Raw genomic sequence first — 21,076 nt, forward strand, 5'->3', positions numbered from 1 at the left:
TGCCTTGATGTTATTATATAAATAACATCACTGCTCCTGTCGTCCGCTGCGGGACCAGTGTCTTTCCTGGTTCACCTTTGAAGAGGAGCATGCATGCGCCAGTCCCGCGTCGCCCTGTTGTTATCTGCCTGCCTCGGTGGCGCGCATGCCGCGCCCACGATCCTGGCATTCGATGCCGATCACCTGACGGTGGTTGAAGGCCAGCCGGTACGCCTGCACTGGGAGGTGAGCGGGGCCGCCACGGTCATGCTCAATGGCGTGCCGGTGAGCGGCAACAGCGGCATCGTCAGGTATGCGCCTGGCGATGCCGCCACGCTGCGCCATACCTTGACGGCCAGCGCGCCTGGCGAGGGGGAAACCGCCACGCGCACCATCGAACTGTCTCCCGCGATGGTGCTGGACAAGGACTATATCCCCGAAGCGTACGCGGCTGGCTGCAAACCCGTGCAGGAGCCCGATTTTGTCCTCAGCCATGAGTATGCGCGCATCGAGCCGCGCGACTGCGCCTCGGTGAAGGTGCGCAACCCCGTGTTTGTCTGGCCGGAGATTTATAACGCCACGCAGACGGTCTTGACGCTAAATTTCCCTAGCGGAAAGAGTCCATTGCAGATACCCACGACGCGCACCTCGCTGATCCTGCCGGAACTGTTGAGTGAAACCGGGCTGTACACGTGGCAGGTGCAGTATCGCCTGCCGGACGGCCAGAGCAGGTCCGGCGCGGTCCGGCGCTTTCATTTCGACGGCAATGCCGTCGACAACCTGCCCGACCTGCCCACCGCCGCCGAAGTCATGGCCAGGGTCGGACCGCGCTTGCATCCGCGCTTGATTCCGCTGGCGGCCGATGGCCAGGTCATGCAAGCGTCGGCCATCCACGCCGCCGTGCAGGCCAGCTCCCTGGCCGCGTCCTACAAAACGTATCTGGACGAGGCGGAGCAGGTACTGGCCAATGCGAAGTACCCGATGCCGGCGGAGCCCATCGGCCTGAAACCGGAAGCTATCGCCGACGCAGCGTTCAGGGCTGCCCAGGGGATAGAGCGGCTGTCCGTGGCGGCGCTGCTCAAGGGCGACCAGCGGTATCACGCACAGGCCATCGCCCGCCTGCTGCAGCTGGCCAGCTGGGCGCCCGACGGCGCTACCGGCGAATGCCGGCAGGACCAGGCCAACAGGCAGATCATGCTTACCCTGGCCCAGGGGCTGGACATGTTTTACAACAACATGACCACGGCGGACCGCTATGTGCTGATCAATGTGATCAACCAACGGCTCAACCCGCTGATGTACAAGATGGAGGCGAGTTTGCGCGCCAATCCGTATGACTCCCATGTGCTGGCCGCGGCCTATTATGCGGTGCAAACCCTGATGCTGTCGGCCGGTGCCGTCGGCCAGGGACCTGGCGGCGACGTGACGTTTGAACAGGGTGCGGAATATGACAAGTCCTGCAATGCAAAAGGCAAGCCGCTGGCGCCGGTTGACCGTTTTACCACTGCCTGGGAAACGCTGATCACGAGTTCCGGCACGTGGGGCGGCGGCACGGACAGCGCGTTCGGCAATGGTGTCAGTTACGCGTGGAACTCGCTCAATGCCTATGCGCCGGCCCTGGCCTCGTATCTGTTGATGGCCAACGTGGATCTCAGCCGTATCCCCGCGCTGCGGCAGTTCGGCGACAATTTCCATGCGCAGACGGTGCGCAACCGCTGGAGCAAGGTGCGCGGTGCGTTCGGCGACGGCAGCAACCTGACCGGGGATTATGAATCCTATGCCTGGAACTCCTACCGCCTGTTTGCCCAGGTATCGCAAAATCCTGTCGATGAATGGTATTACCGGGACAATATTGAGCAGACCCAGTCTTTTTCCTTGCCTTTCCATCATTATTTTCTGACGGCAATTAGACCGCCCGTTGAGCCCGCCGTGCGGCCGGCCTTGAAGCGCACGTATCTGTTCGAGGATGCGGGCGTGGTCGCCATGCATTCCACTACGGCCGATCCGCGGCGTTCCAGCCTGTTCTTCCGTTCCAGCCGCCTTGGCTCCATCAACCACAGCCATGCGGACAACAATGCCTTTACCTTTGTTTCAAAAGGCAAGAGTATTTTCATTTCAGGCGGTATCTACAAGAATTTTGAACGGGCGCTGAACCAGCGGATATCGCGCGCCACGCGCTACAAGAACGCGCTGACGTTCGATGCCGGGGAGGGGCATGACGATGCCGGCATAGGCCAGGCCGAGCCGGCGGCAAGCCCCGTTGTGCCGGGCGCGCCGCTGTTTTATATGCAGCCACATGGCAGGCTGATCAATTTTCATGCGGCCGAGACGAGCGACTGGTCGGTCGCCACCGGGGATGCCACGGCCGCCTACCGCAGCCGCGACATAAAAACGTGGATCTGGAACCCCTTGCTGCAAGGCGCGGTGCGCACGGTCGCCTATAACCCGAAGGCGGGCGTGGCCCTGATCTACGATTGGGCACACAGTGCAACCAAGCGCCGCTGGCAGATGAATTACCAGACGCTGGTGGCGCCGGTGGACATCGGGGCGCGGCAATTCCGGGTCGATGCGGGCGATGGCGTCAGCGTCTGCGTCAGTTATCACGGCTATGACGGAACGTTTGCGGCGCCGGAAAAGATGTCCGAGGTGGTGAGGTCCGAGGCGGGTGGGGACCCGGACATGGAATGGCCGGCAGGCGAACCTGAGCAATATCACACCGCGTACAGGACGAGGATGCGCAGCAATTCCCTGGCCAGCCTGATCGTCCTGAAGGAAGACTGCAATGCCGTTTCCGTGACGGCCGAGTATTTGTCGTCGACCAAGCTGCTCGTCCAGGTCGATGCCAGCTGGTTCGTCTTCGACAAAAAGGCGGTGCAGCTGTCCGAGTAACTGCGGCAAGAGCCTGGCAAGTGAATCATTGTTTTGATTCCATTTGATATTTCCAGTATTATGGAATCATTGTGTCCATTCACCGGCCTGGGCGCGATTGCGCGCCGTGCCGCCTTATCCGGAACCTCGCCGCATGCTGACCGCTTTCCTCATCTTTCTCGCCACGCTGACTCTCGTGATCTGGCAGCCGCGCGGCCTCGGCATCGGCTGGAGCGCCGTCATCGGCGCCGGCGCGGCGCTGCTGGCCGGCGTCATCCACTGGGGCGACATCCCCGTCGTCTGGCACATCGTGTGGAACGCCACCGGCACGTTCATTGCCGTGATCATCATCAGCCTGCTGCTTGACGCGGCCGGCTTCTTCGAATGGGCGGCGCTGCACGTGGCGCGCTGGGGCGGCGGCAGCGGACGCAAGCTGTTTACCCTGCTGGTCTTGCTCGGCGCCGCCGTGTCCGCCGTATTCGCGAATGACGGCGCCGCGCTGATCTTGACGCCCATCGTCATCGCCATGCTGCGGGCCCTGAAATTTTCCGCGAAAGCCACCCTGGCCTACGTCATGGCGGCCGGCTTCATCGCCGACACGGCCAGCCTGCCGCTGGTGGTGTCCAACCTGGTCAATATCGTCTCGGCCGACTATTTCAAAATCGGCTTTGCCGAGTACGCCTCCGTGATGGCGCCCGTCAACGTGGTCGCCGTGCTGGCGACCCTGGCGGCCTTGCTGGTTTTTTTCCGCCACGACATTCCGCGCGACTACGACGCCTCGCAGCTGAAACGCCCCGGCGCCGCCATCCGCGACCTCGCCACCTTCCGCGCCGGCTGGCTGGTGCTGGCGCTGCTGCTGGTGGGCTTTTTTTCGCAGGAAAGTCTTGGCGTGCCCATCAGCCTGATCGCGGCCGTCGGCGCGGCGCTGTTGCTGGGCGTGGCGGGCAGGGGGCACGTCATTTCCACGCGGCACGTGATCCGCCATGCGCCGTGGCAGATCGTCGTCTTTTCGCTGGGCATGTACCTGGTCGTGTACGGCTTGCGCAATGCCGGCCTGACGGGCTATCTGACGGGCGTGCTGAATCACTTTGCGCAATATGGCGTGTGGGGCGCGGCCATGGGCACGGGGGTGCTGACGGCCTTGCTGTCGTCCGTGATGAACAATCTGCCGACGGTGCTGGTGGGCGCGCTGGCCGTCGATCCCACGACGGCGCAGGGCGCCGTGCGCGAGGCGATGATCTATGCCAATGTCATCGGCAGCGACCTGGGGCCGAAGATCACGCCCATCGGCAGCCTGGCCACCTTGCTGTGGCTGCATGTGCTCGACAGCAAGAACATCCACATTTCCTGGGGATATTACTTCCGCGTCGGCATCGTGCTGACCGTGCCCGTGCTGCTGCTGACCCTGGCGGCGCTGGCGCTGCGCCTGTCCTGAGTTCCGTGTATGGTGCTGGCTGAAAGCCACTTTATATTGGGAAACGATGAAATTACTGCTTGTGGGGGCCACCGGCCTGGTGGGCCGCGAAGTGCTGCGCCTGGCGCTGGCCGACGCGCGCGTCAGCCGTGTCGTCGCGCCCGTGCGCAAGGCCTTGCCCGCGCATGGCAAATTGCAAGCGCCGCTCGTCGACTTCGAGCGCTTGCCGGCGGACGCGCCCTGGTGGCGGATGGATGCCGTCATCTGCACCCTGGGCACGACCATGAAGCTGGCCGGCACGCGGCAGGCATTTTCGCGCGTGGACCACGACTATCCGCTGGCCGTGGCGCGCCTGGCGCTGGCGGCCGGCACGCCTGCGTATGCGCTCAATTCCGCAGCCGGCGCCAATCCCGGCTCGCGCATCTTCTACAACCGCGTCAAGGGCGAGCTGGAACGCGACCTCGAGCCGCTGGGTTTTGCGTCGCTCACCTACGTGCGCCCGGGGCTGATCGGCGGCGAGCGCGACGTGGCGCGCGCTGGCGAGGGGGCCGCCTTGCGCCTGTTGCGCGTGCTGGGGCCGCTGCTGCCGCGCCGCTGGCGCATCAATCCCGCGCCGCGCATCGCGCATGCCCTGCTGGAAGCGGCGCTGGCCGCCGCGCCGGGCGTGCATGTCGTCAGTTCGGAGCAGCTGGCATGAATGCGCATCGCCTATAATCGGCATTCATGTTCTTTTGAGTACGTAAAATGCAAACAATACGTCCCTACCGGGCCGGCGACCGCGACGCCTGCCTGGCCCTGTTCGACGGCAATACGCCGCGCTTTTTCGACTCTTCGGAGCGTGTCCGCTTTGCCGCCTGGATCGATGCGGCGGCGCAGCCATATGTTGTCATCGAGCGCGTCATCGATGGTGCGGCGCGCATCGTCGCCTGCGGCGGCCATGTGCTCCAGGCGGACGGCACGACGGCCAGCCTGTCGTGGGGCATGGTGGCGCAAGACCTGCACGGCCAGGGGCTGGGCCGCGCACTGACGCAGGCGCGCCTGGATGCCATCGCCGCCATGCCGCAGCTTAGCCGTGTCAATATGAACACCAGCCAGCACACGCAGCGGTTTTATGCGCGCTTCGGTTTCGTGCCCGTGCAGGTGACGCCGGATGGCATCGGGCCCGGCCTCGACCAGTGGGATATGGTTTTGCAGCTGCCGGCGCGCGGCGCGCACCGATGAGCGCCGCCCGGCACGGAGGGCGGCATGGCGGATGACAACCTCCCGCCAGCGCCGCTCGTCATCGTCGCCAGCAGCGGCACCGGCGGCGACATGCAACCGTTCATCGCGCTGGCCCGGGGCCTGCTGCAACGGGGCCGGCGCGTGCTGCTGCTGGTGCCGGGCTGGCAGGAAACGGCCGCGCTGGCATCAAGGCTGCCGTATCGCACCTTCGGCACGCAGGAAGAAGGCCAGGCCATGCTGGGCGACCCGGACCTGTGGGATGAGCGCAAGGGCTGGGGCTTGGTGTGGCGCGGCCTCGTGCCGCACCTGGGCGCCGTGCGCGACGTGGTGCAAGGCTTGCCGGACGGTCAGGATTGCGTGGTGCTGTGCCACCCCTTCCTCGTGCCGATGGCCGCCCTGGCACGCTCGGCACGCCCCGACCTGCGCATCGTCGCGGCCTATCTGGCGCCATCGAATCTGTGCAGCAGCCATGATTTCCTGGCGGCCGGCTCGCTGCGCATTCCCGCCTGGGTGCCGCTGGCCTGGCGCCAGGCGCTGTGGCGGCTGATCAACCGCAGCATGGTCGACCCGGTGCTGCTGCCCGGCCTGAACGGGGCGCGCGCGCGGCACGGACTGCCGCCCGAAGCGCATTTTTTTGCGCACATGCTGGCCGCGCCGGATGCCTCGCTGGGACTGTTCCCCGCCTGGTTCGCCGCCCCGCAGGCGGACTGGCCGCCGCACTTCACGCAAGCCGGTTTCGCGGGCGCCGCCGTGGAGCAAACGGCGGCGCTGCCGCCGGAGCTGGAACGCTTTCTGCGCGAGGGCGAGCCGCCCATCGTCTTTACGCCCGGTACCGGCCACCAGCACGCGCAACGCTATTTCCGCATCGCCCTCGAAGTGTTGCGGCGGCTGGGGCGGCGCGGCCTGTTCCTCACGTCCCATGCGGCACAGGTGCCGCAGCATTTGCCCCTGAACGTGATGTGGCAGGCGCACGCGCCGTTCGCGGCGCTATTGCCGCGCGTGGCGGCCATCGTGCACCACGGCGGCATCGGCACCAGCGCGGACGCCTTCCGCGCGGGCATCCCGCAACTGATCGTGCCGTTCGCCTACGACCAGTTCGACAACGGCTGGAGGACCAAGCGGCTCGGCGTGGGCGATGTCTTGCTGGCCAGGCGTTTGTCGGTGCGGCGCATGCGGCGGCAGCTGGCGCGTCTGCTGGCCGCGCCCGAGGTCCAGCTGGCGTGCGGCGAGGTGGCCCGCCGGATGGGCCAGGGGCCGCAGCCAGCGCACTTGCTCGATCACGTCGAAGCGGCGCTGGCCGCCCGGACTGCTTAGGGGATGTCGTGCGGCGTATCGTCGAGGGCGATGACCCGGTCGCCCGGGCCGGGCACGCAGCCGTCGGCGATGGGTTCCCAGCCCCGGTGCACCACCACCTGCCTGCCGTCATGGCAGATTTCCACGCGTTCGCTGGCGGGCAGGCGCTGGCGCGCGAACGCCTCCAGGCTGGCCGGCAGGCTGACCGCCAGCTGCATCGTGCCGATGGCCTCGGGCGGGTGGTCGTCCATGTGCACGAGGGGCACGAAGATCGAACCGAGCATCAGCCAGCGCGCACCCACGTCGACGGGGGCGGGCGCATACCGGGCGGCGCGCAGCCAGTCCTGGGCGCGGGCGCGCAAGTCGCCGCCCGCGGCCAGTTCGCCCCAGGCGGAGGCCAGCATTTCCACCACCCACTGATTGCAATTCTGGTATTTCAGGCTGAACGCATAGGCGTTGGCGCTGTAGCGTCCCGCCAGCAGCAGCTGCACGCGCGACGGGTCGAGCAGCGCGCGGCGCAGCGGCGCCACCGTTTCCGCCGGCAGTTTCACCAGCGAGATGTAGCCGAGCGCGGCATCGTCGGTGCCCATGGCGAAACCGGCCGTGCCCTGGTCGAAGATGCGCGGGCGGCCTTCGTCGCAGGCGTAGTACAGCTGGCGCGCGGACCAGCCGCTGTCGTCGTCATGGCGCCAGGCCAGCGCCGCGTGCGAATAGCGGATGCCGAAGCGCGCCAGGTCCAGTCCCGAGCGGCTGATCAGCGCCACGCTGCCTTCGCTGGCGGCCAGTTCTTCGCGCACCACGGCGGCAAAGCGCAGCAGCCGGTCCTGCTCCGTGGCCGTGAGTGCCTGGGCGCGGTCGCAAAAGCGCGACGATGCCATCGATCCCGCATGCGCGCCGGCGGCCAGCGCGAGGGCGGCGCCGGCGCCCAGCAGCCGTGCCAGGTGGCGCAGACGCGGGATCAAAGGCTGACCGGACGCGTGGCCAGTTCGCCGTACCAGTCGTCGGCCAGCACGAGGAAGAAGGCGGCGCGCGTGTCGTTGCGCGAGAATTCGATGCCGTAGGCGCGGTTTTGCGCGTGCACCAGGTCGCCCTGCGCCAGCTGCTGCTGGTCGAAGGCGGCCCGCGGCAGGTCCAGCACCAGCGGCGCGGGTGCGGCATCGGCCCGCATGGTCAGGCGGGTCATGCCGTCGCGCCCCGGCGTGGCGGCGATGTCGATGATGCGGTACGGGCCGTTGGCCACCTTGTTGTCGCGCGACGAGCTGTTGCTCGAGCCATTGAGCGACGTGGAAATGCTGCCGCTCGAGGCGGAACCGGCGCTGGAAGCGGACGAGGCGAAACTGTCGGCGTTGGCGTTGCACGCCACGGTCAGCGCCGCGGCCAGGCCGAGCAGGCGTAGGGAGGTAGTCAAGGCAGTGTCCTTCATGATGAGCGGAAAGGGAATCGTGCGTATCGGCCGCATCATATAACGGCCGGTCCGCGCGGTGGCGGCCAGGCCGGTTTTTTTTGCCGGGGACTTTGTTACCGAATGTATCGGCGGGACCGCCGCGATCAGCTCAGCAGCACGGCGATCAGCGCGCGCGCCTCGGCCGATGGCGCCGTGCGCAGCGCATGCAGCACGGGATCGGTGGCCAGGTACGATTGCAGCCGTTCGCTGACGGTGACGGGCGCCTGCGGCAGCGGCGACGCCACGGGCGCCAGCGCCTTGGCCAGCAGCAAGGTATCGCGCAGGCCTTCCGGCGGCAGCATGATGGTGGAGCCGGGCAGGGCATTGACGGCATCGGCCACCACGGACGGCACGCCCAGCTGCTGCATCAGCGCGCGGCCGATGACTTCCAGCGCGGGCGCCATCTGCGCTTCCAGCTGCGCGTACAGGCCTGGCGTCCTGTCGGCCTGGGCCAGCAGGTAAAAGCCGGCCACCTCATGCACGATGCCGGCGAACAGCGCCGTGTCGGCATCCGTGTGCGTGACGCAGCGGGCGACTTCGTGCGCCAGTGCCGCCACGTGCACGGTATGCGTCCATAGCGCGCCGGCCCGGGCGCGCAAGGCGGAATCGGCGATGCCGGAGTTCAGCTGGCGGATCACGGCTGCCGTCGCCAGCGCATACAGGTTGCGGTGGCCCAGGCGCTCGACCGCCGCGCGCACGCTGGTGACGGCGGGGGCCAGGCCGCGCGCGAACATCGCCGAATTGGCCATGGCCACGGCGCGCGCCGACAGCGTCGGTTCGCACAGCAGCAGGCGGCTGATGTCGGCCGAGTGGCAATCGGGATTGGCCAGTTCCTTCTGCAGCAGGAGCGCCGTGTTGACGCTGGTGGGAAAGGCCAGGGTTTCCTGTTCGGCGCTGGCCAGGATTTGCGCCAGGCTGCTGAGGGTATCGACGTGCATGGGTAGGGTACCGAAAAAGTTTGCTGTATGGAATAGTTAACATTATCTGTCAAATCCGGCGCCGGTGCCGTTCGATGGCGCACCGTGACAATGAATGTTTTTCATGCCGCCATGCCGGACCCGCCCTCGGCCGCCCGCCGCTGCCGTAGCATCATTGCGGAGGGGCAAACAGCCTAGGGCAGCAGCAGCGCGTGCTGGCTGGCTGTATGGAAATCGCGCCACACGCGGTTGATGGTGCTGTCCTCGCGCGCCGCGTACAGGCCGCAATACGGATACAGGCCATCGACGGCCGCGCGGCTTGCGGCCACCAGGTCTAGCGAACTGGCCTGCACTGCCTGCATGGCATCCGCAGCGAGCGGCGCAGCGGCCGCCACCTGCGCCCAGCTGTCGTCGAGCACGGCATAAAAATGCGCGCGGGCGGCAGCGACCGCCTGCTGCTTGTCACGCAAAAAGGATGCCACTTCCGGCACCTCCAGCAGCGGCAAGCCGGCGCGCGCATGGCGGCGGTGGCGCATGCATTCCTCGGCCAATTCCATGAAATGCGCAGCCATGCCGGCCACGTTGGCGGCCAGGGTGACATACGCCAGTGAATAGAAGGGGTAGCGGTACAGCGGGCCGCCGGCCGTCGCGGTGTCGGGACTGATGGTAAAACCGTGTTCCTTGCCGAGCCATTGGCCGTCGATGCGGTAGCTGTGCGAGGCGCTGGCGCGCATGCCCAGGCTGTTCCACGACGGCACCAGCCGCACCAGCGCGGCCGGCACGAGGAAGGCGCGGATGCGCGGCTGGCCTTGTTCGTCGAGCAGGGGCTGGCCAGCGCGCTGCAGCCGGGCGTTCAGGGTGAAGTGGGTGGCCATCGGCGCACCGCTGGCGTAGTCCCAGCTGCCCGTGATGCGGTAGCCGTCGCCGTCTTCCTCCGCATGGCCGGTGGCGGCGCCGCTGCCGCCCAGGCAGGCGCGCGGCGTGCCGACGATGGCGCGCGCCAGCTCAGGTTCCAGGAAACCGGCGAACCAGCCCGCGCCCGCGCACAGGGTCAGCACCCAGCCCATGCTGCCGTCGACGGCGGCCACGGCTTCTTCCAGGCGCACCGCCTGCGGCAAGGGCAGCTCGGCCCCGCCCGCGCTGCGCGGCGCCAGCATGGTCAGCCAGCCGCGCTGGTGCAGCAGGGCCTGCTGGGCCGGGTGCAGGAAGCGGGCGGCGTCGGCCGCGGCCGCGTGGCGGGCGATGCGTCGAGCGTCGCGCTCGGCAAGGGTAGCAAGGGTAGCAAGGGCAGCGTGCGGCATGAGTCCAGTCCGGCAATGGCGAAGGCGGGCATTTTCGCACAGCGCGGGACATTGCGGGCGCCTGGCGAGTGCGGCTAGGCGCTGCGCCGCCGGTACTCGTCCGGCGTCTCGCCTGTCACCTTGCGGAACATGGTGATGAAGGCCGAGGAGCTGGCATATGCCAGGTCGAAGGCGATGCTTTCCACTGTCTGGCCCGCTTCCAGCATGGCCATCGCCTTGATCACGCGCAACCGCGCGCGCCATTGGGCAAAGCTCATGCCGAGGTCGCGCTGGCAGCGGCGCATCAGCGTGCGCTCCGTGGTGTTGACGGCCTGCGCCAGCGCGGCCAGCGGGCGGTCGTCGCCAGGGTTGCTGTCGAGCATGGCCAGCACCTTGCCCAGCATGGGGTCATCCGAGCTGGGCAGATAGCTGCCCACGGGCGTGGCGCGCGCCAGCTGGTCCAGCAATACGTACAGGAGGCGCTCTTCATGACTCGTCTGCGGCAAGCCGGGCGGATGGCTGCGCAGGTGCTCGTGCATGGCGCGCACGAAGGGCGTGACGGCCAGCGCGCATGGCGCGGCGGGCAGCTCCCCGCACAGAGCTTCGCTCACGTACAGCGAGCTGTGGCAGGCGGGATGGCGGTTCTGCCCCGTATGCGCCACGCGGGGCGGCAGCCAGATGCCGTACTGGGGCGGCACCAGGTAGTGTTTTCCTGCCACCAGCACTTCCACCACGCCGCCCAGCGCATACACGAACTCGCCCCAGGAGTGGCTGTGGCTGGGATAAATCCCAGCGGCCGGCATGGCGGCGCTGCGAAAGCAGATGGCGGCTGGCAGGGCGCCGCTGTAGGGCGCCAGCAGCAGATGTCTTGCGGTGGGCACGGGCATTGTGGTTGGCTGCAATGAAGGGCGGAGTGTCGGATTCTCACTATATCAAGAAAAGCCGCGCCATTGATAATGAGGACTCCGACATGGACAAGGAAGACTGTGGAGATGCGCAAGGCAATGGATGGGCAGGCGGTGGTGGTCATGACACTGCTGTGCGTCGTATGGAGTCTGCAGCAGGTGGGCATCAAGGCGGCGGCGCGCGACATGGCGCCCGTGTTGCAGATCGCGCTGCGTTCGGGCCTGGCCGCCGTGCTGGTGGGCCTGCTGATGCTGGCGCGCCGCGAAAACCTGGCGCAGGCGCGCGCCGCCTGGCGCCCGGGCCTGCTGGCGGGAGGCTTGTTCGCGCTGGAATACGTGCTGCTGGGGGCGGGATTGCAATACACGAGCGCCGCGCATGCCGTGGTGTTCCTCTACACGGGCCCTTTGTTCGTGGCGCTGGGTTTGCATTTCCGGCTGCCGTCCGAGCGCCTTGCCCCGCTGCAATGGGCCGGCGTGGCGCTGGCCTTTGCCGGCATCGTCGTCGCCTTTGTTCCCCTTGTCCCGGTAGCGGGGGGGGCTGGCCAATCCGCATGGCTTGCTGGGCGACCTGCTGTGTCTGGCTGCTGGCATGGCATGGGGCGCCACCACGGTGGTGGTGCGCTGTTCGCGCCTGGCGCACGTGCCGGCCACGCAAGTGGTGCTGTACCAGTTGACGGCGGGCTGCGTGCTGCTGCTGGGCGCGGCGGCGATGCTGGGCCAGCTGGCTTTCACGGCCACGCCCCTGGTCATCGGCAACCTGGCATTCCAGTCCGTGATTGTCTCGTTTGCCAGCTTGCTGGCGTGGTTTCATTTGCTGCGCCGCTATCTGGCGTCGCGCCTGGGCATCTTTTCCTTCCTGACGCCGCTGTTCGGCGTGCTGCTGGGCGCGGTGTTGCTGGACGAGCATGTGTCGACGGCGTTTCTGCTCGGCGCGGCGCTGGTGCTGGCCGGTATCGTGCTGGTCAGCGCCTGCGGCACCTTGAGCGTGTTGTTCGCGGCGCGCAAGAAGCAGGGTAGAGTGGTGCCGTAAGCCTTTTTTTCTGTTCATTTGAGAAAGTATTTCACCATGACACGACTTCCCGACCCACAATTCGCCGACCGAGTCCGCGCCAGTTTTGATCTGCAGAATGCCATGACCCTGATCCGCGCCAGCCTGCCCGTGGTGGCGCAGGGCAGCACGGGAATCCATGTGCCGCACTGGAGCGGCATCGAGCAGCAGCACGGTTTCGTGCACGGCGGCGTGGTGGGCATGATTGCGGACTCGGCCGCAGGCTACGCGGCCATGACCATGGTGCCGGAAGGCGCGTCCGTGTTGACGGTGGAATACAAGATGAACTTGCTGGCGCCCGCCGATGGCGAGAAATTGATTGCGCGTGGCAAGGTGGTGCGGCCAGGCCGCACGCTGATCGTGACGCAGGCCGAAGTGTTTGCCGTCAAGGATGGCCAGGAAACCCTGTGTGCGCTGATGCAGCAAACCATCATGGTGATGCACGGCAAGTCCGAGAAAACTTGATATAACTTGATGAAATGAAAACTATGTCCACTCCAGACCACCATGAACACTTGCCGCGGAGCAAACCGTTGACGGTGCCAGCCTTGCAGGCCATGCGCGCCGCGGGGCAGAAGATCGGCGCCCTGACTTGCTATGACGCCAGTTTCGCCACCCTGATGAATGCCTGTGGCGTGGAACTGCTGCTGGTCGGCGACTCGCTGGGCAATGTGGTGCAAGGGCAGGGCACGACCTTGCCCGTCAGCGTGGCCGACATCGTTTACCACACGGCCAGCGTGGCGCGCGGCAACCGTACGGCCGTGCTGGCGGCCGACATGCCGTTCGGCAGCTATGCCACGCCGCAAGCGGCGTATGACACTGCCGTCCAGCTGATGCGGGCGGGCGCGCACATGGTCAAGCTGGAGGGCGGCGGCTGGCTGTGCGAAACCGTGCGCTTTCTCACCGAACGGGGCATCCCCGTGTTCGCCCATCTGGGCTTGACGCCGCAGTCCGTGCACCAGCTGGGCGGCTTCAAGGTGCAGGGCAAGACGGCGCACAGCGCAGCCTTGCTGCAAGCCGACGCGCTGGCCCTGCAGGCGGCCGGCGCGTCGCTGTTGCTGCTCGAAGCCATACCGGCCGCGCTGGGCCGGGAAGTGTCGCAGCTGCTGGCCATTCCCACCATCGGCATCGGCGCCGGTCCCGACTGTTCAGGCCAGATACTCGTCATGCACGATATGCTCAACGTGTTTCCTGGCAAGAAGGCGCGCTTCGTGCGCGACTTCATGACGGGGCAAGCCGGCATCGGCGGCGCGTTCAGTGCCTATGTGGCGGCCGTCAAGGCAGGGGCGTTCCCGGCGCCGCAACACTGCTTTTAAGCGCTTTTCTCCAGTCCCTCCGCCGCCAGTGCCGCCTTGACGCTGTCGCGCTGGCCCACTCTTGCCAGGAAGGCTTGCAGATGCGCCAGCGCGGACAAGTCCACCCCCACGCCTGGCGCCCAGCCCGCGATGACGAACAGGTAGGCGTCGGCCACGGTGAAGGTGTCGCCCGTCAGATAGGCACGGCCTTCCAGGCGGCTGTCCACCCACTTGAATTTTTTGCCCAGTTGCTCGATGAACAAGGCCTTGGTGGCCGCGTCGTAGCGGGGATCGAACAGGGGGCTGAACGATTTATGCAGTTCGGACGTGATGTAGTTCTGCCATTCCAGCACCTTGTAGCGGGCCAGGCTGCCCACGGGCGGCAGCAGGTCCTGCCTGCCGGCCTGTTCGGCGATGTACTGGGCGATGACGGGGCCTTCGCTCAAGGTCGTGCCATCGTCGAGGGCCAGCAGCGGCACCTGGCCTTTCGGGTTGAGTTCGTAATAATTGCCGCCTTCCTGCGTGCGGTGCTGGCCCAGGTCGACCTTGACCAGGGTGCATGGCGTGCCCGTTTCGCGCAGGATGATGTGCGGTGCCTGCGAGCAGGCGCCCGGCGAGTAAAAGAGTTTCATGGCGATCCTTGAACGGATGGGAAAATGCCACTATAGCCCTGCGCCGCCGCGCGGTAAACGCGCGCACGCGCCATGGACTGTCACTGCCCGGTACACAATTGCGCTGGCTCAAACCCGGGAAGAGCGCAAGGTGTCGAGCAGCAAGGTAAGCGCGGGCGAGGGCTGGCGCGGCCTCATGCCGGCGCTGTTGCATCGCATGCGCGAACCGCGGTGTCACCTGGCGGCACGCGCGTTCAGATCGAAGACCTTGTGCAAGGTGGCAAAGTCGGTGTGACCCGCTGGCGGGGGCGAGGCAATGCCTGCATGGTTGACAATGCCATCGATGTCACACTGTTTTTTCAGCGCCTTGGGACGCTGCGCCGTCATGCCGCCGCGGCGGCTGACCACTCGCGCAGCAGTTGGCCGAACGCTTCTGCCGCCGCCGTGGTGCCGGCGGCGCGCCACAGCAGCTGGAACTGTGCGGCCGGCAGCGCGGGCAAGCCATGTCGGCCGTCGATGACCAGCATGCCCGCTTCCAGGTCGCCTTGCGGCAGGGCCGTGACGGCGAGTCCAGCGAGCACGGCGGCGCGCAAGCCCTGCTGGCTGGGCGAGGTGAATGCCATGCGCCAGTCCAGGCCGGCGCCATCGAGGGCGGCGACGCCCACTTGCCGGTGCAGGCAGGGCGCCGGTGAAAACGCCAGCGGCAGCGGCGCCTGGCCGTCGTGGTGGAAGTCGTGCGCCGCCGCCCAGACGAAACGCGTGCGGCGCAGCACGGCCGTGTCATCCGGGGCGCCGGCCAGGGCCATGACCACGGCCAGGTCCAGCGCATCGGCGGCGACCAGTTTTTGCAAGTCGAGATAGGTGCCGACCGTCACATCCAGGCGCACGGCGGGAAACAGGTGCGCGAACTGCGCCAGCAGGGCGGGCAGGCGCGCGCCCATGAAATTTTCCGGCACGCCAAAGCGCACGGCGCCGGCAATCGCGGAGCGCAGGAAGCGCCGCGACAGCGCCTCGTGCGCGGCCAGGACCTGGCGCGCGTGGCGCAGGAAGTCTTCGCCATCCTCGGTGAGGCTCAGGCTGCGCGTGGTGCGCAGCAGCAGGGCCGTGCCAGCCTGTTCTTCGAGGCGGCGGATCTGGTGGCTGACGGCGGACTGGCTCAGGTGCAGCCGCTCGGCCGCGCGCGTAAAGCCGCCCGTTTCCTGGACGGTCACAAAGGCGCGCAGCAGTGCGGTATCGAAATCCATGGCCTGACTCATGATGAAAATGAATGAATGGGGTGAAATTTTATCATTTCCCTCATGAATGGGGCGCTCCTAGAATGGCCGCTGCCTGCGTATCCGCGCCAGGCGCCCTTTCACCGCTAAACAAAGGCCACGATGCCCCTTTCTTCTTCTCAACAAAATACGATGACGCTGGCTGCCGTGTGCCTGGCGTCGCTCATGTTCGGCCTGGAAATATCCAGCGTGCCCGTGATCCTGCCCACGCTGGAGAAAGTCCTGCACGGCGACTTCAAGGATTTGCAATGGATCATGAATGCCTACACGATCGCCTGCACCACGGTGCTGATGGCCACGGGCACCCTGGCCGACCGCTACGGCCGCAAGCGGCTGTTCCTCGCCAGCGTGGCGCTGTTCGGCCTCACGTCGCTGGCGTGCGGCTGGGCCGGCAATGTGGAGGTGCTGATCGCCGCGCGCTTCCTGCAGGGCATGGCCGGTGGCGCCATGCTGATCTGCCAGGTGGCCGTGCTGTCGCAGCAGTTCCAGGACGGGGCCGCGCGCGGCAGGGCGTTTGGCGCCTGGGGCATCGTGTTCGGCATAGGGCTGGGCTTCGGCCCGGTCATCGGCGCGGCCATCGTGGCGCTGTCGGGCTGGCAATGGGTGTTCCTCGTGCAGGGGCCGCTGGCGCTGGCCGCGCTGTCGCTGGTGATGGCCGGCGTGCGCGAATCGCGCGATCCGCAGCGGCGCAAGCTCGACGTGGCCGGCATCGCCACGCTGTCGCTGGCCGTGTTCTGCCTGGCGTGGTTCATCACGCAGGGGCCGGCGCCGGGCTTCGCCGACGGCCGCACGCTGGCCAGCCTGGCCTTGTCGCTGCTCGGCTTTACCGTGTTCGTCGTCATCGAGCGGCGCCAGCCCGACCCCATGTTCGACTTCGCCGTCCTGCGCATCCGCCGCTTCTCGGGCGCGCTGCTCGGATCGGCCGGCATGAATTTCAGCTTTTGGCCATTCATGATCTATCTGCCGCTGTACGTGCAGAATTGCCTCGGCTACAGCAGCCTGGGCACGGGCCTGACCCTGCTTGCCTATACCTTGCCCACCTTGCTGGTCCCGCCGCTGGGCGAGCGGCTGGCGCTGCGCTACCGGCCCGACGCCGTGATTCCCGCCGGCCTGCTTGCCATCGGCCTGGGCCTGCTGCTGATGCTGTGCGGCAGCCGCGCCGCCGACGCCAGTTGGCTGACGATCCTGCCGGGCTGCCTGCTGGCCGGCAGCGGCCTGGGCCTGACGAATACGCCCGTCACCAACACGACCACGGGCGCCGTGGACAGCGACCGGGCCGGCATGGCGTCGGGCATCGACATCAGCGCCCGCATGATCAGCCTGGCGATCAATATCGCGCTGATGGGCTATCTGCTGGTCGAAGGCATCCTGGCCGCGCTGCGCGCGCGGCTGCCAGCCATGGCGGACGACGGCGCGCTGCGCCTGGCGGCGGAAGGCTTGTCGGCTGGCAAGTCCGGCGCAGACCTGGGCCTGGCATTGCCCGCGGGCGTGGCCCGGGCCGCGCTGGCGCACGGCTTTGGCGCGGTGATGCTGTATGGCGGCCTGGCGGCCTGCGCCTGCGCGGCGGCCAGTTGGCTGGTGTTTGGCGCCGGCCCGGCGCGGCGCGCCGCCGCTGCCGCGCCGGGCGGTCGGCTATAATCGCCCGGCGTTGGCAACCGTTGCGAACGCCGCCACAGGATAGCCATGCACAAACTGATCGCCGAATTAAACCGTTTATATCTGTTCGATACACAACAGCAATGCCAGGACGCCGATGGCGGCGCGCAGGCGCTGACGCCGGCCGTGCTGGCGCGCCACCTGTCGGGCGAACACACGGTGGCCGCCAGGCTGGTGACGGACGGCGGCCTGGCGCGCGCGCTGGTGATGGAATTCGGCGGCAAGGGCGGCGGCGAGCTGCACTGGAGCGCGCTGTGCACGATCGCCAATGCGGTGCAGCACGAACTCGACCTGCCGGCGCCCGCCGTCAGCATCTCGGGCACGGCCTTCCAGCTGTGGCTGTCGCTGGCCGCGCCCGTGCCCGTCGCGCAGGCACGGCAATTCCTGCAGTTGCTGCGCGCGACCTTCCTGCCGCCGTCGGCGGACATCCTCGCCGCGGCGCCGCCCGCCTACGTGGAGCAGGCTGCGCTGCCGCCTTGCCTGCAGCCGTCGGGCAAGTGGGCCGCCTTCATCCACCCCAGCATGGGCGCCGCCTTCGTCGACGAGCCGGGCCTGGACATGCCGCCGCCGCCGGCCGCCCAGCTGGGTTTCCTGGAAAGCTTGCGCAGCATCACGCCGGCGCAGTTCGCGCAGGCGCTGGCGCAGCTGCACCGGCATGCGGGACTGGCGCCCGTCCAGGCACCGGCAGCCACTCCCGCCGCCGGCGTGGCGGCCGCAACGCCGGCCGGCCTGCTGCTGCAGGACGCCACCCTGGAAGACATCGTGCGCTGGCTGCATGCGCGCCAGATCGAGCCGACCTTCCGCCACCTGCTGCCCTAGTACCGCTGGCCGGCCCGGCTCACGCGTCCGCCTCCTTCAGCAGGCGCCACAAGGTGGTGCGGCCGATGCCGAGGCGGCGGCTGGCGGCCGCCCGGTTGCCCTTGCAGGCGTCGATCGCCGCCATGATGTCTGCGCGCGACAGCGGCGCCGCTTCGGGCTGGCGCGCAGGGCCGTGCGGCGCCGCGGCGGACGGCGCCGCGTCGCGCCATGCGTCCAGTTCGGGAAACAGCCCGGCCAGGCCATCGGCCGCGCCGCCCGGCGCGTCGTTCAGGTGGATGGCGGCGCGCGTCAGCAGGTTTTCCAGCTCCCGTACATTGCCCGGCCAGCCGTAATGCAGGAACAGCGGCTGCAGCTGGCGCAGGATGTCCGCGGCCGGCGCCGCCGGCAGGCCGTACTGCGCGACGATTTTTTCCAGCAGGTGCGCCGCCAGTTGCGGCAGGTCGCCGCGCCGCTCGCGCAAAGGGGGCAGGCGGATCTGCAGCAGGTTCAGGCGGTAATACACGTCGGCGCGGAAGTGGCCCGTGGCGACCAGCTGCTTCAGGTCGCGGTGCGTGGCGGCGATCACGCGCACGTCGACGGGCACGGGCCGTCCCGAGCCCAGGCGCATCACTTCGCGCTCCTGCAGCACGCGCAGCAGGCGGCTTTGCAGCGCCATCGGCATTTCGCCTATCTCGTCCAGGAAGATGGTGCCGCCGTGCGCCATCTCGAACAGGCCGGCCTTGCCGCCGCGCCGCGCGCCCGTGAACGCGCCGTCGTCATGCCCGAACAGCTCGCTCTCGATCAAGCCTTCCGGCACGGCGGCGCAGTTGAAGGCGACGAAGGGATGGTCGCGCCGCCGGCCGGCATTGTGGATGCCCTGCGCGACGACTTCCTTGCCGGTGCCGCTTTCGCCCGTCAGCAGTACGGTCGCCTCATGCCTGGCGGCGCTCGCGGCTAGCCGGCGCACCTGTTCCAGCGCGGCGCAGGCGCCCACCAGGTCGCGCAGCCGGTGGCGCGCGATCAGGTGCCTGGGCCGCTGGGCCGTGCGCAGCGTACGCTCGATCTGCTGCGCGACGAGCGGGTCCTGCAGGGTGAGCACGGCGCCCGCGCGCATCTGCTGCTCGACCATCGGCACGCAGCTGAGCACCAGCGCTCGGCCATCGACGTCGATGACGCGGTTTTCGATCGCGCCCCCGGACGCCGCCTCGCGCAGGAAGGGCGCGGCGAGGCGGGCCACCCGCGCCGCGGCCTGCTGCTCCGGGGCGATGCCCAGCAGCTCGAACAGCACCGGATTGGCCGCCTCGAGCTGGCCCGCTTCGTCGAAGGCGGCCACGCCGTCGCGCAGGTGGGCCATGATGGTATTCATGCGGATGCGCTTGGTTTCCTTCTGCCGGCTCAGCAGGGCCAGTTCGACACAGCGTTGCAGCGCCTCTTCCACGGCGCCCTGCGAATACAGGAAGATGTGGTCGAGACCGATCTGCTGCGCCACGTCGCACGCCATGCCCGGCCCGATGATCACCGTGCAGCCGCCGGCCGCCAGCGCGCGCACGACGCGGTCGACGTCATTGATCGAGTCATACGAGCGTTGCCGCAGCTCGATGTTGAGCCAGGCGCCCAGCGCATCGAGCTCCTGCGCGATGCCGCCATGCATGACCAGGCCGATGCGCGCGCCGGGGCGCGCCGCTGCCGCTTCGCGGATGGCATCGAGCACGTCGAAGCCATTCACCTTGACCGTCACCACGGGCACCGACAGGTGGTCGCGCAAGTAGGCGCCGTTCGAGCCCGCCGCCAGGACCACGTCGACGGCGCCCGCGTCGATCGATGCCTGCAGCGCGGCCACGGCCGCGTGAAAGCCTTGGCGCAGCGGCAGGAACCTGACCTTGTCGCTGTAGCGGGGCAGCATGTTTTCGCACAGCGTCTGCAGGCGGCTGATGGTCACCAGCGCGATGCCGGGCAAGTCGCGTTTCAGCGCGGGGGCGGTAAAGGACGGCATGTGCTTGAACTCTCCAGGTGTTCCGATGGTGTTCGCGGGAACGTTCTGAAACGTTTCATTGCGTGAGGCGATTGTAGCGCAGAAATGCAAGTGATTGTTTTTACTGAGAAATTGTTATTGGCGCATCGGTGGCACGCTTCCTGCTAATAGACGAGGATTTAACCTGGAGTTCACCATGTCATCTTCTTCCGCCATCCGCCGTGCCCTGTTCCGCGACAACATCCTGCAGCGCCGCGCCTTGCTGATGCCCGGCGCGTTCAATGCGCTGAGCGCGCGCGTCGTCGCCGATCTCGGCTATGAAGCGCTGTACCTGACGGGCGCGGGCGTCACGAATATGTCGCTCGGCCTGCCTGACCTGGGCTTCGTGGGCTTGCAGGAAATCGCGGAACAGACGGCCCGCGTGCGCGACGCCGTCGAACTGCCGCTGATGGTCGATGCCGATACCGGCTTCGGCAATGCGCTCAATGTGCGCCAGAGCGTGCGCGTGCTCGAACGCGCGGGCGCCGATGCGATCCAGTTCGAGGACCAGGTGCTGCCGAAGAAATGCGGCCACTTTGCCGGCAAGCTGCTCATTTCGGCCGATGAAATGGTCGGCAAGCTGCACGCCGCCGTCGATGCGCGCGAAGACCGCAACGTGCAGATCGTGGCGCGCACCGATGCCTGTGCCGTGGAAGGCATCGAGGCGGCCATCGCGCGCGGCCACCGCTATATCGAGGCGGGCGCCGACGTGCTGTTCATCGAGGCGCCCGAGCGGCAGGACGACATCGAGCGCCTGCCGCGCCTGTTCGACGCGCCGCAATTGATGAACGTGGTCATCGGCGGCAAGACGCCGACGCTGTCGCAGGCGGCACTGGCGCAATTGGGGTATGGCGTGGTGCTGTATGCGAACGCCGCGCTGCAGGGCGCCGTGCTGGGCATGCAGCGCGCGCTGGGCGTCTTGCGCGACAGCGGCCGCCTGGACGAGGACGGCACCCTGGTGGTGCCGTTCAGCGAGCGCCAGCGTCTCGTCGACAAGGCCCTGTTCGACCGCCTGGACCTGCAGTACGGGAGCGGCGGCAAGTGATGGCGGTTGCCGGCCGC

19 protein-coding genes and 1 pseudogene are annotated in these 21,076 nt (G+C 67.6%); 12 read left to right on the plus strand and 8 right to left on the minus strand.

Features of this window, described 5'->3' with window-relative positions; translation table 11 throughout:
• Positions 1 to 93: 93 nt before the first annotated feature.
• The 5 genes from AC3RCJ_RS13760 to AC3RCJ_RS13780 all read left to right on the plus strand — a co-directional run bounded on the left by AC3RCJ_RS13760 (position 94) and on the right by AC3RCJ_RS13780 (position 6,796).
• A complete protein-coding gene (locus tag AC3RCJ_RS13760) occupies positions 94 to 2,868 on the plus strand; it encodes a heparinase II/III domain-containing protein (RefSeq protein ID WP_492964956.1) in 2,775 nt (924 codons plus the stop codon).
• A gap of 133 nt (positions 2,869 to 3,001) precedes the next feature.
• Positions 3,002 to 4,282, plus strand: coding sequence for an arsenic transporter (locus AC3RCJ_RS13765; RefSeq protein ID WP_492964955.1), 1,281 nt, complete (start codon positions 3,002 to 3,004; stop codon positions 4,280 to 4,282).
• 46 nt (positions 4,283 to 4,328) lie between these two features.
• Positions 4,329 to 4,958 carry a Rossmann-fold NAD(P)-binding domain-containing protein gene (locus AC3RCJ_RS13770; protein WP_492964954.1) on the plus strand — a complete coding sequence of 210 codons (630 nt, stop codon included), beginning with the start codon at positions 4,329 to 4,331 and terminating at the stop codon, positions 4,956 to 4,958.
• Positions 4,959 to 5,005: 47 nt separating this feature from the next.
• Positions 5,006 to 5,482 carry a GNAT family N-acetyltransferase gene (locus AC3RCJ_RS13775; RefSeq protein WP_492964953.1) on the plus strand — a complete coding sequence of 159 codons (477 nt, stop codon included), beginning with the start codon at positions 5,006 to 5,008 and terminating at the stop codon, positions 5,480 to 5,482.
• A 24-nt stretch (positions 5,483 to 5,506) separates the two neighbouring features.
• Positions 5,507 to 6,796 (plus strand): glycosyltransferase, encoded by a 1,290-nt coding sequence (locus tag AC3RCJ_RS13780; protein WP_492964952.1) that lies wholly within the window; start codon positions 5,507 to 5,509, stop codon positions 6,794 to 6,796.
• Here AC3RCJ_RS13780 and AC3RCJ_RS13785 read toward each other — a convergent pair.
• From AC3RCJ_RS13785 to AC3RCJ_RS13805, 5 genes are all read right to left on the minus strand, one after another.
• Positions 6,793 to 7,737: a DUF2145 domain-containing protein gene (locus AC3RCJ_RS13785; protein ID WP_492964951.1), complete on the minus strand. Its 945-nt coding sequence runs from the start codon at positions 7,735 to 7,737 to the stop codon at positions 6,793 to 6,795. The two genes, AC3RCJ_RS13780 and AC3RCJ_RS13785, sit on opposite strands and share 4 nt — an antisense overlap.
• Entirely contained in the window at positions 7,734 to 8,183 is a 450-nt protein-coding gene (locus AC3RCJ_RS13790) for a hypothetical protein (RefSeq protein WP_492965716.1), read from the minus strand. Before AC3RCJ_RS13790 ends, AC3RCJ_RS13785 begins: the two co-directional genes overlap by 4 nt.
• A gap of 140 nt (positions 8,184 to 8,323) precedes the next feature.
• Entirely contained in the window at positions 8,324 to 9,157 is an 834-nt protein-coding gene (locus AC3RCJ_RS13795) for an HDOD domain-containing protein (RefSeq protein WP_492964949.1), read from the minus strand.
• A gap of 173 nt (positions 9,158 to 9,330) precedes the next feature.
• Positions 9,331 to 10,437, minus strand: a complete 1,107-nt coding sequence (locus AC3RCJ_RS13800; RefSeq protein ID WP_492964948.1) for an acyl-CoA dehydrogenase family protein — start codon at positions 10,435 to 10,437, stop codon at positions 9,331 to 9,333.
• 74 nt (positions 10,438 to 10,511) lie between these two features.
• Positions 10,512 to 11,297, minus strand: a complete 786-nt coding sequence (locus AC3RCJ_RS13805) for an AraC family transcriptional regulator (protein ID WP_492964947.1) — start codon at positions 11,295 to 11,297, stop codon at positions 10,512 to 10,514.
• A gap of 147 nt (positions 11,298 to 11,444) precedes the next feature.
• On the opposite strand from AC3RCJ_RS13805, the pseudogene AC3RCJ_RS13810 reads away from it, so the two are divergent.
• The 4 genes and pseudogenes from AC3RCJ_RS13810 to panB all read left to right on the plus strand — a co-directional run.
• A pseudogene (locus tag AC3RCJ_RS13810) lies at positions 11,445 to 11,771 on the plus strand (EamA family transporter); the annotation flags it as partial.
• A gap of 139 nt (positions 11,772 to 11,910) precedes the next feature.
• Positions 11,911 to 12,351, plus strand: a complete 441-nt coding sequence (locus AC3RCJ_RS13815; RefSeq protein ID WP_492965719.1) for an EamA family transporter — start codon at positions 11,911 to 11,913, stop codon at positions 12,349 to 12,351.
• A gap of 36 nt (positions 12,352 to 12,387) precedes the next feature.
• A complete protein-coding gene (locus AC3RCJ_RS13820; RefSeq protein WP_492964946.1) occupies positions 12,388 to 12,834 on the plus strand; it encodes a PaaI family thioesterase in 447 nt (148 codons plus the stop codon).
• Between the two features lie 23 nt (positions 12,835 to 12,857).
• On the plus strand, positions 12,858 to 13,685 hold the full coding sequence (gene panB / locus AC3RCJ_RS13825; protein ID WP_492964945.1) for a 3-methyl-2-oxobutanoate hydroxymethyltransferase: 828 nt from the start codon (positions 12,858 to 12,860) through the stop codon (positions 13,683 to 13,685).
• Here panB and gstA read toward each other — a convergent pair.
• Positions 13,682 to 14,296, minus strand: coding sequence for a glutathione transferase GstA (gstA, locus tag AC3RCJ_RS13830; protein ID WP_492964944.1), 615 nt, complete (start codon positions 14,294 to 14,296; stop codon positions 13,682 to 13,684). The genes panB and gstA overlap by 4 nt on opposite strands.
• Positions 14,297 to 14,658: 362 nt before the next feature.
• On the minus strand, positions 14,659 to 15,519 hold the full coding sequence (locus AC3RCJ_RS13835) for a LysR substrate-binding domain-containing protein (protein WP_492964943.1): 861 nt from the start codon (positions 15,517 to 15,519) through the stop codon (positions 14,659 to 14,661).
• A gap of 162 nt (positions 15,520 to 15,681) precedes the next feature.
• Here AC3RCJ_RS13835 and AC3RCJ_RS13840 point away from each other — a divergent pair, with 162 nt between their 5' ends.
• Both AC3RCJ_RS13840 and AC3RCJ_RS13845 read left to right on the plus strand, forming a co-directional pair.
• The gene (locus AC3RCJ_RS13840; protein WP_492964942.1) at positions 15,682 to 17,187 is read left to right on the plus strand and encodes an MFS transporter; all 1,506 of its coding nucleotides are present in this window, start codon (positions 15,682 to 15,684) and stop codon (positions 17,185 to 17,187) included.
• A gap of 45 nt (positions 17,188 to 17,232) precedes the next feature.
• Positions 17,233 to 18,024, plus strand: a complete 792-nt coding sequence (locus AC3RCJ_RS13845; RefSeq protein ID WP_492964941.1) for a hypothetical protein — start codon at positions 17,233 to 17,235, stop codon at positions 18,022 to 18,024.
• Between the two features lie 19 nt (positions 18,025 to 18,043).
• Here AC3RCJ_RS13845 and prpR read toward each other — a convergent pair whose 3' ends face one another.
• Entirely contained in the window at positions 18,044 to 19,996 is a 1,953-nt protein-coding gene (gene prpR / locus AC3RCJ_RS13850) for a propionate catabolism operon regulatory protein PrpR (RefSeq protein ID WP_492965723.1), read from the minus strand.
• 175 nt (positions 19,997 to 20,171) lie between these two features.
• On the opposite strand from prpR, the gene AC3RCJ_RS13855 reads away from it, so the two are divergent.
• Entirely contained in the window at positions 20,172 to 21,059 is an 888-nt protein-coding gene (locus AC3RCJ_RS13855) for an isocitrate lyase/PEP mutase family protein (RefSeq protein ID WP_492965188.1), read from the plus strand.
• Positions 21,060 to 21,076 lie beyond the last annotated feature (17 nt).

The organism is Janthinobacterium sp. GW822-FHT07H11, from assembly GCF_058798615.1.

Coding starts and splice junctions, on each gene's coding strand:
- AC3RCJ_RS13760 (WP_492964956.1), top strand. CDS start 94: ATGCGCCAGTCCCGCGTCGCCCTGTTGTTATCTGCCTGCCTCGGTGGC.
- AC3RCJ_RS13765 (WP_492964955.1), top strand. CDS start 3,002: ATGCTGACCGCTTTCCTCATCTTTCTCGCCACGCTGACTCTCGTGATC.
- AC3RCJ_RS13770 (WP_492964954.1), top strand. CDS start 4,329: ATGAAATTACTGCTTGTGGGGGCCACCGGCCTGGTGGGCCGCGAAGTG.
- AC3RCJ_RS13775 (WP_492964953.1), top strand. CDS start 5,006: ATGCAAACAATACGTCCCTACCGGGCCGGCGACCGCGACGCCTGCCTG.
- AC3RCJ_RS13780 (WP_492964952.1), top strand. CDS start 5,507: ATGGCGGATGACAACCTCCCGCCAGCGCCGCTCGTCATCGTCGCCAGC.
- AC3RCJ_RS13795 (WP_492964949.1), bottom strand. CDS start 9,157: ATGCACGTCGATACCCTCAGCAGCCTGGCGCAAATCCTGGCCAGCGCC.
- AC3RCJ_RS13800 (WP_492964948.1), bottom strand. CDS start 10,437: ATGCCGCACGCTGCCCTTGCTACCCTTGCTACCCTTGCCGAGCGCGAC.
- AC3RCJ_RS13815 (WP_492965719.1), top strand. CDS start 11,911: ATGGCATGGGGCGCCACCACGGTGGTGGTGCGCTGTTCGCGCCTGGCG.
- AC3RCJ_RS13820 (WP_492964946.1), top strand. CDS start 12,388: ATGACACGACTTCCCGACCCACAATTCGCCGACCGAGTCCGCGCCAGT.
- panB (WP_492964945.1), top strand. CDS start 12,858: ATGTCCACTCCAGACCACCATGAACACTTGCCGCGGAGCAAACCGTTG.
- gstA (WP_492964944.1), bottom strand. CDS start 14,296: ATGAAACTCTTTTACTCGCCGGGCGCCTGCTCGCAGGCACCGCACATC.
- AC3RCJ_RS13835 (WP_492964943.1), bottom strand. CDS start 15,519: ATGGATTTCGATACCGCACTGCTGCGCGCCTTTGTGACCGTCCAGGAA.
- AC3RCJ_RS13840 (WP_492964942.1), top strand. CDS start 15,682: ATGACGCTGGCTGCCGTGTGCCTGGCGTCGCTCATGTTCGGCCTGGAA.
- AC3RCJ_RS13845 (WP_492964941.1), top strand. CDS start 17,233: ATGCACAAACTGATCGCCGAATTAAACCGTTTATATCTGTTCGATACA.
- prpR (WP_492965723.1), bottom strand. CDS start 19,996: ATGCCGTCCTTTACCGCCCCCGCGCTGAAACGCGACTTGCCCGGCATC.
- AC3RCJ_RS13855 (WP_492965188.1), top strand. CDS start 20,172: ATGTCATCTTCTTCCGCCATCCGCCGTGCCCTGTTCCGCGACAACATC.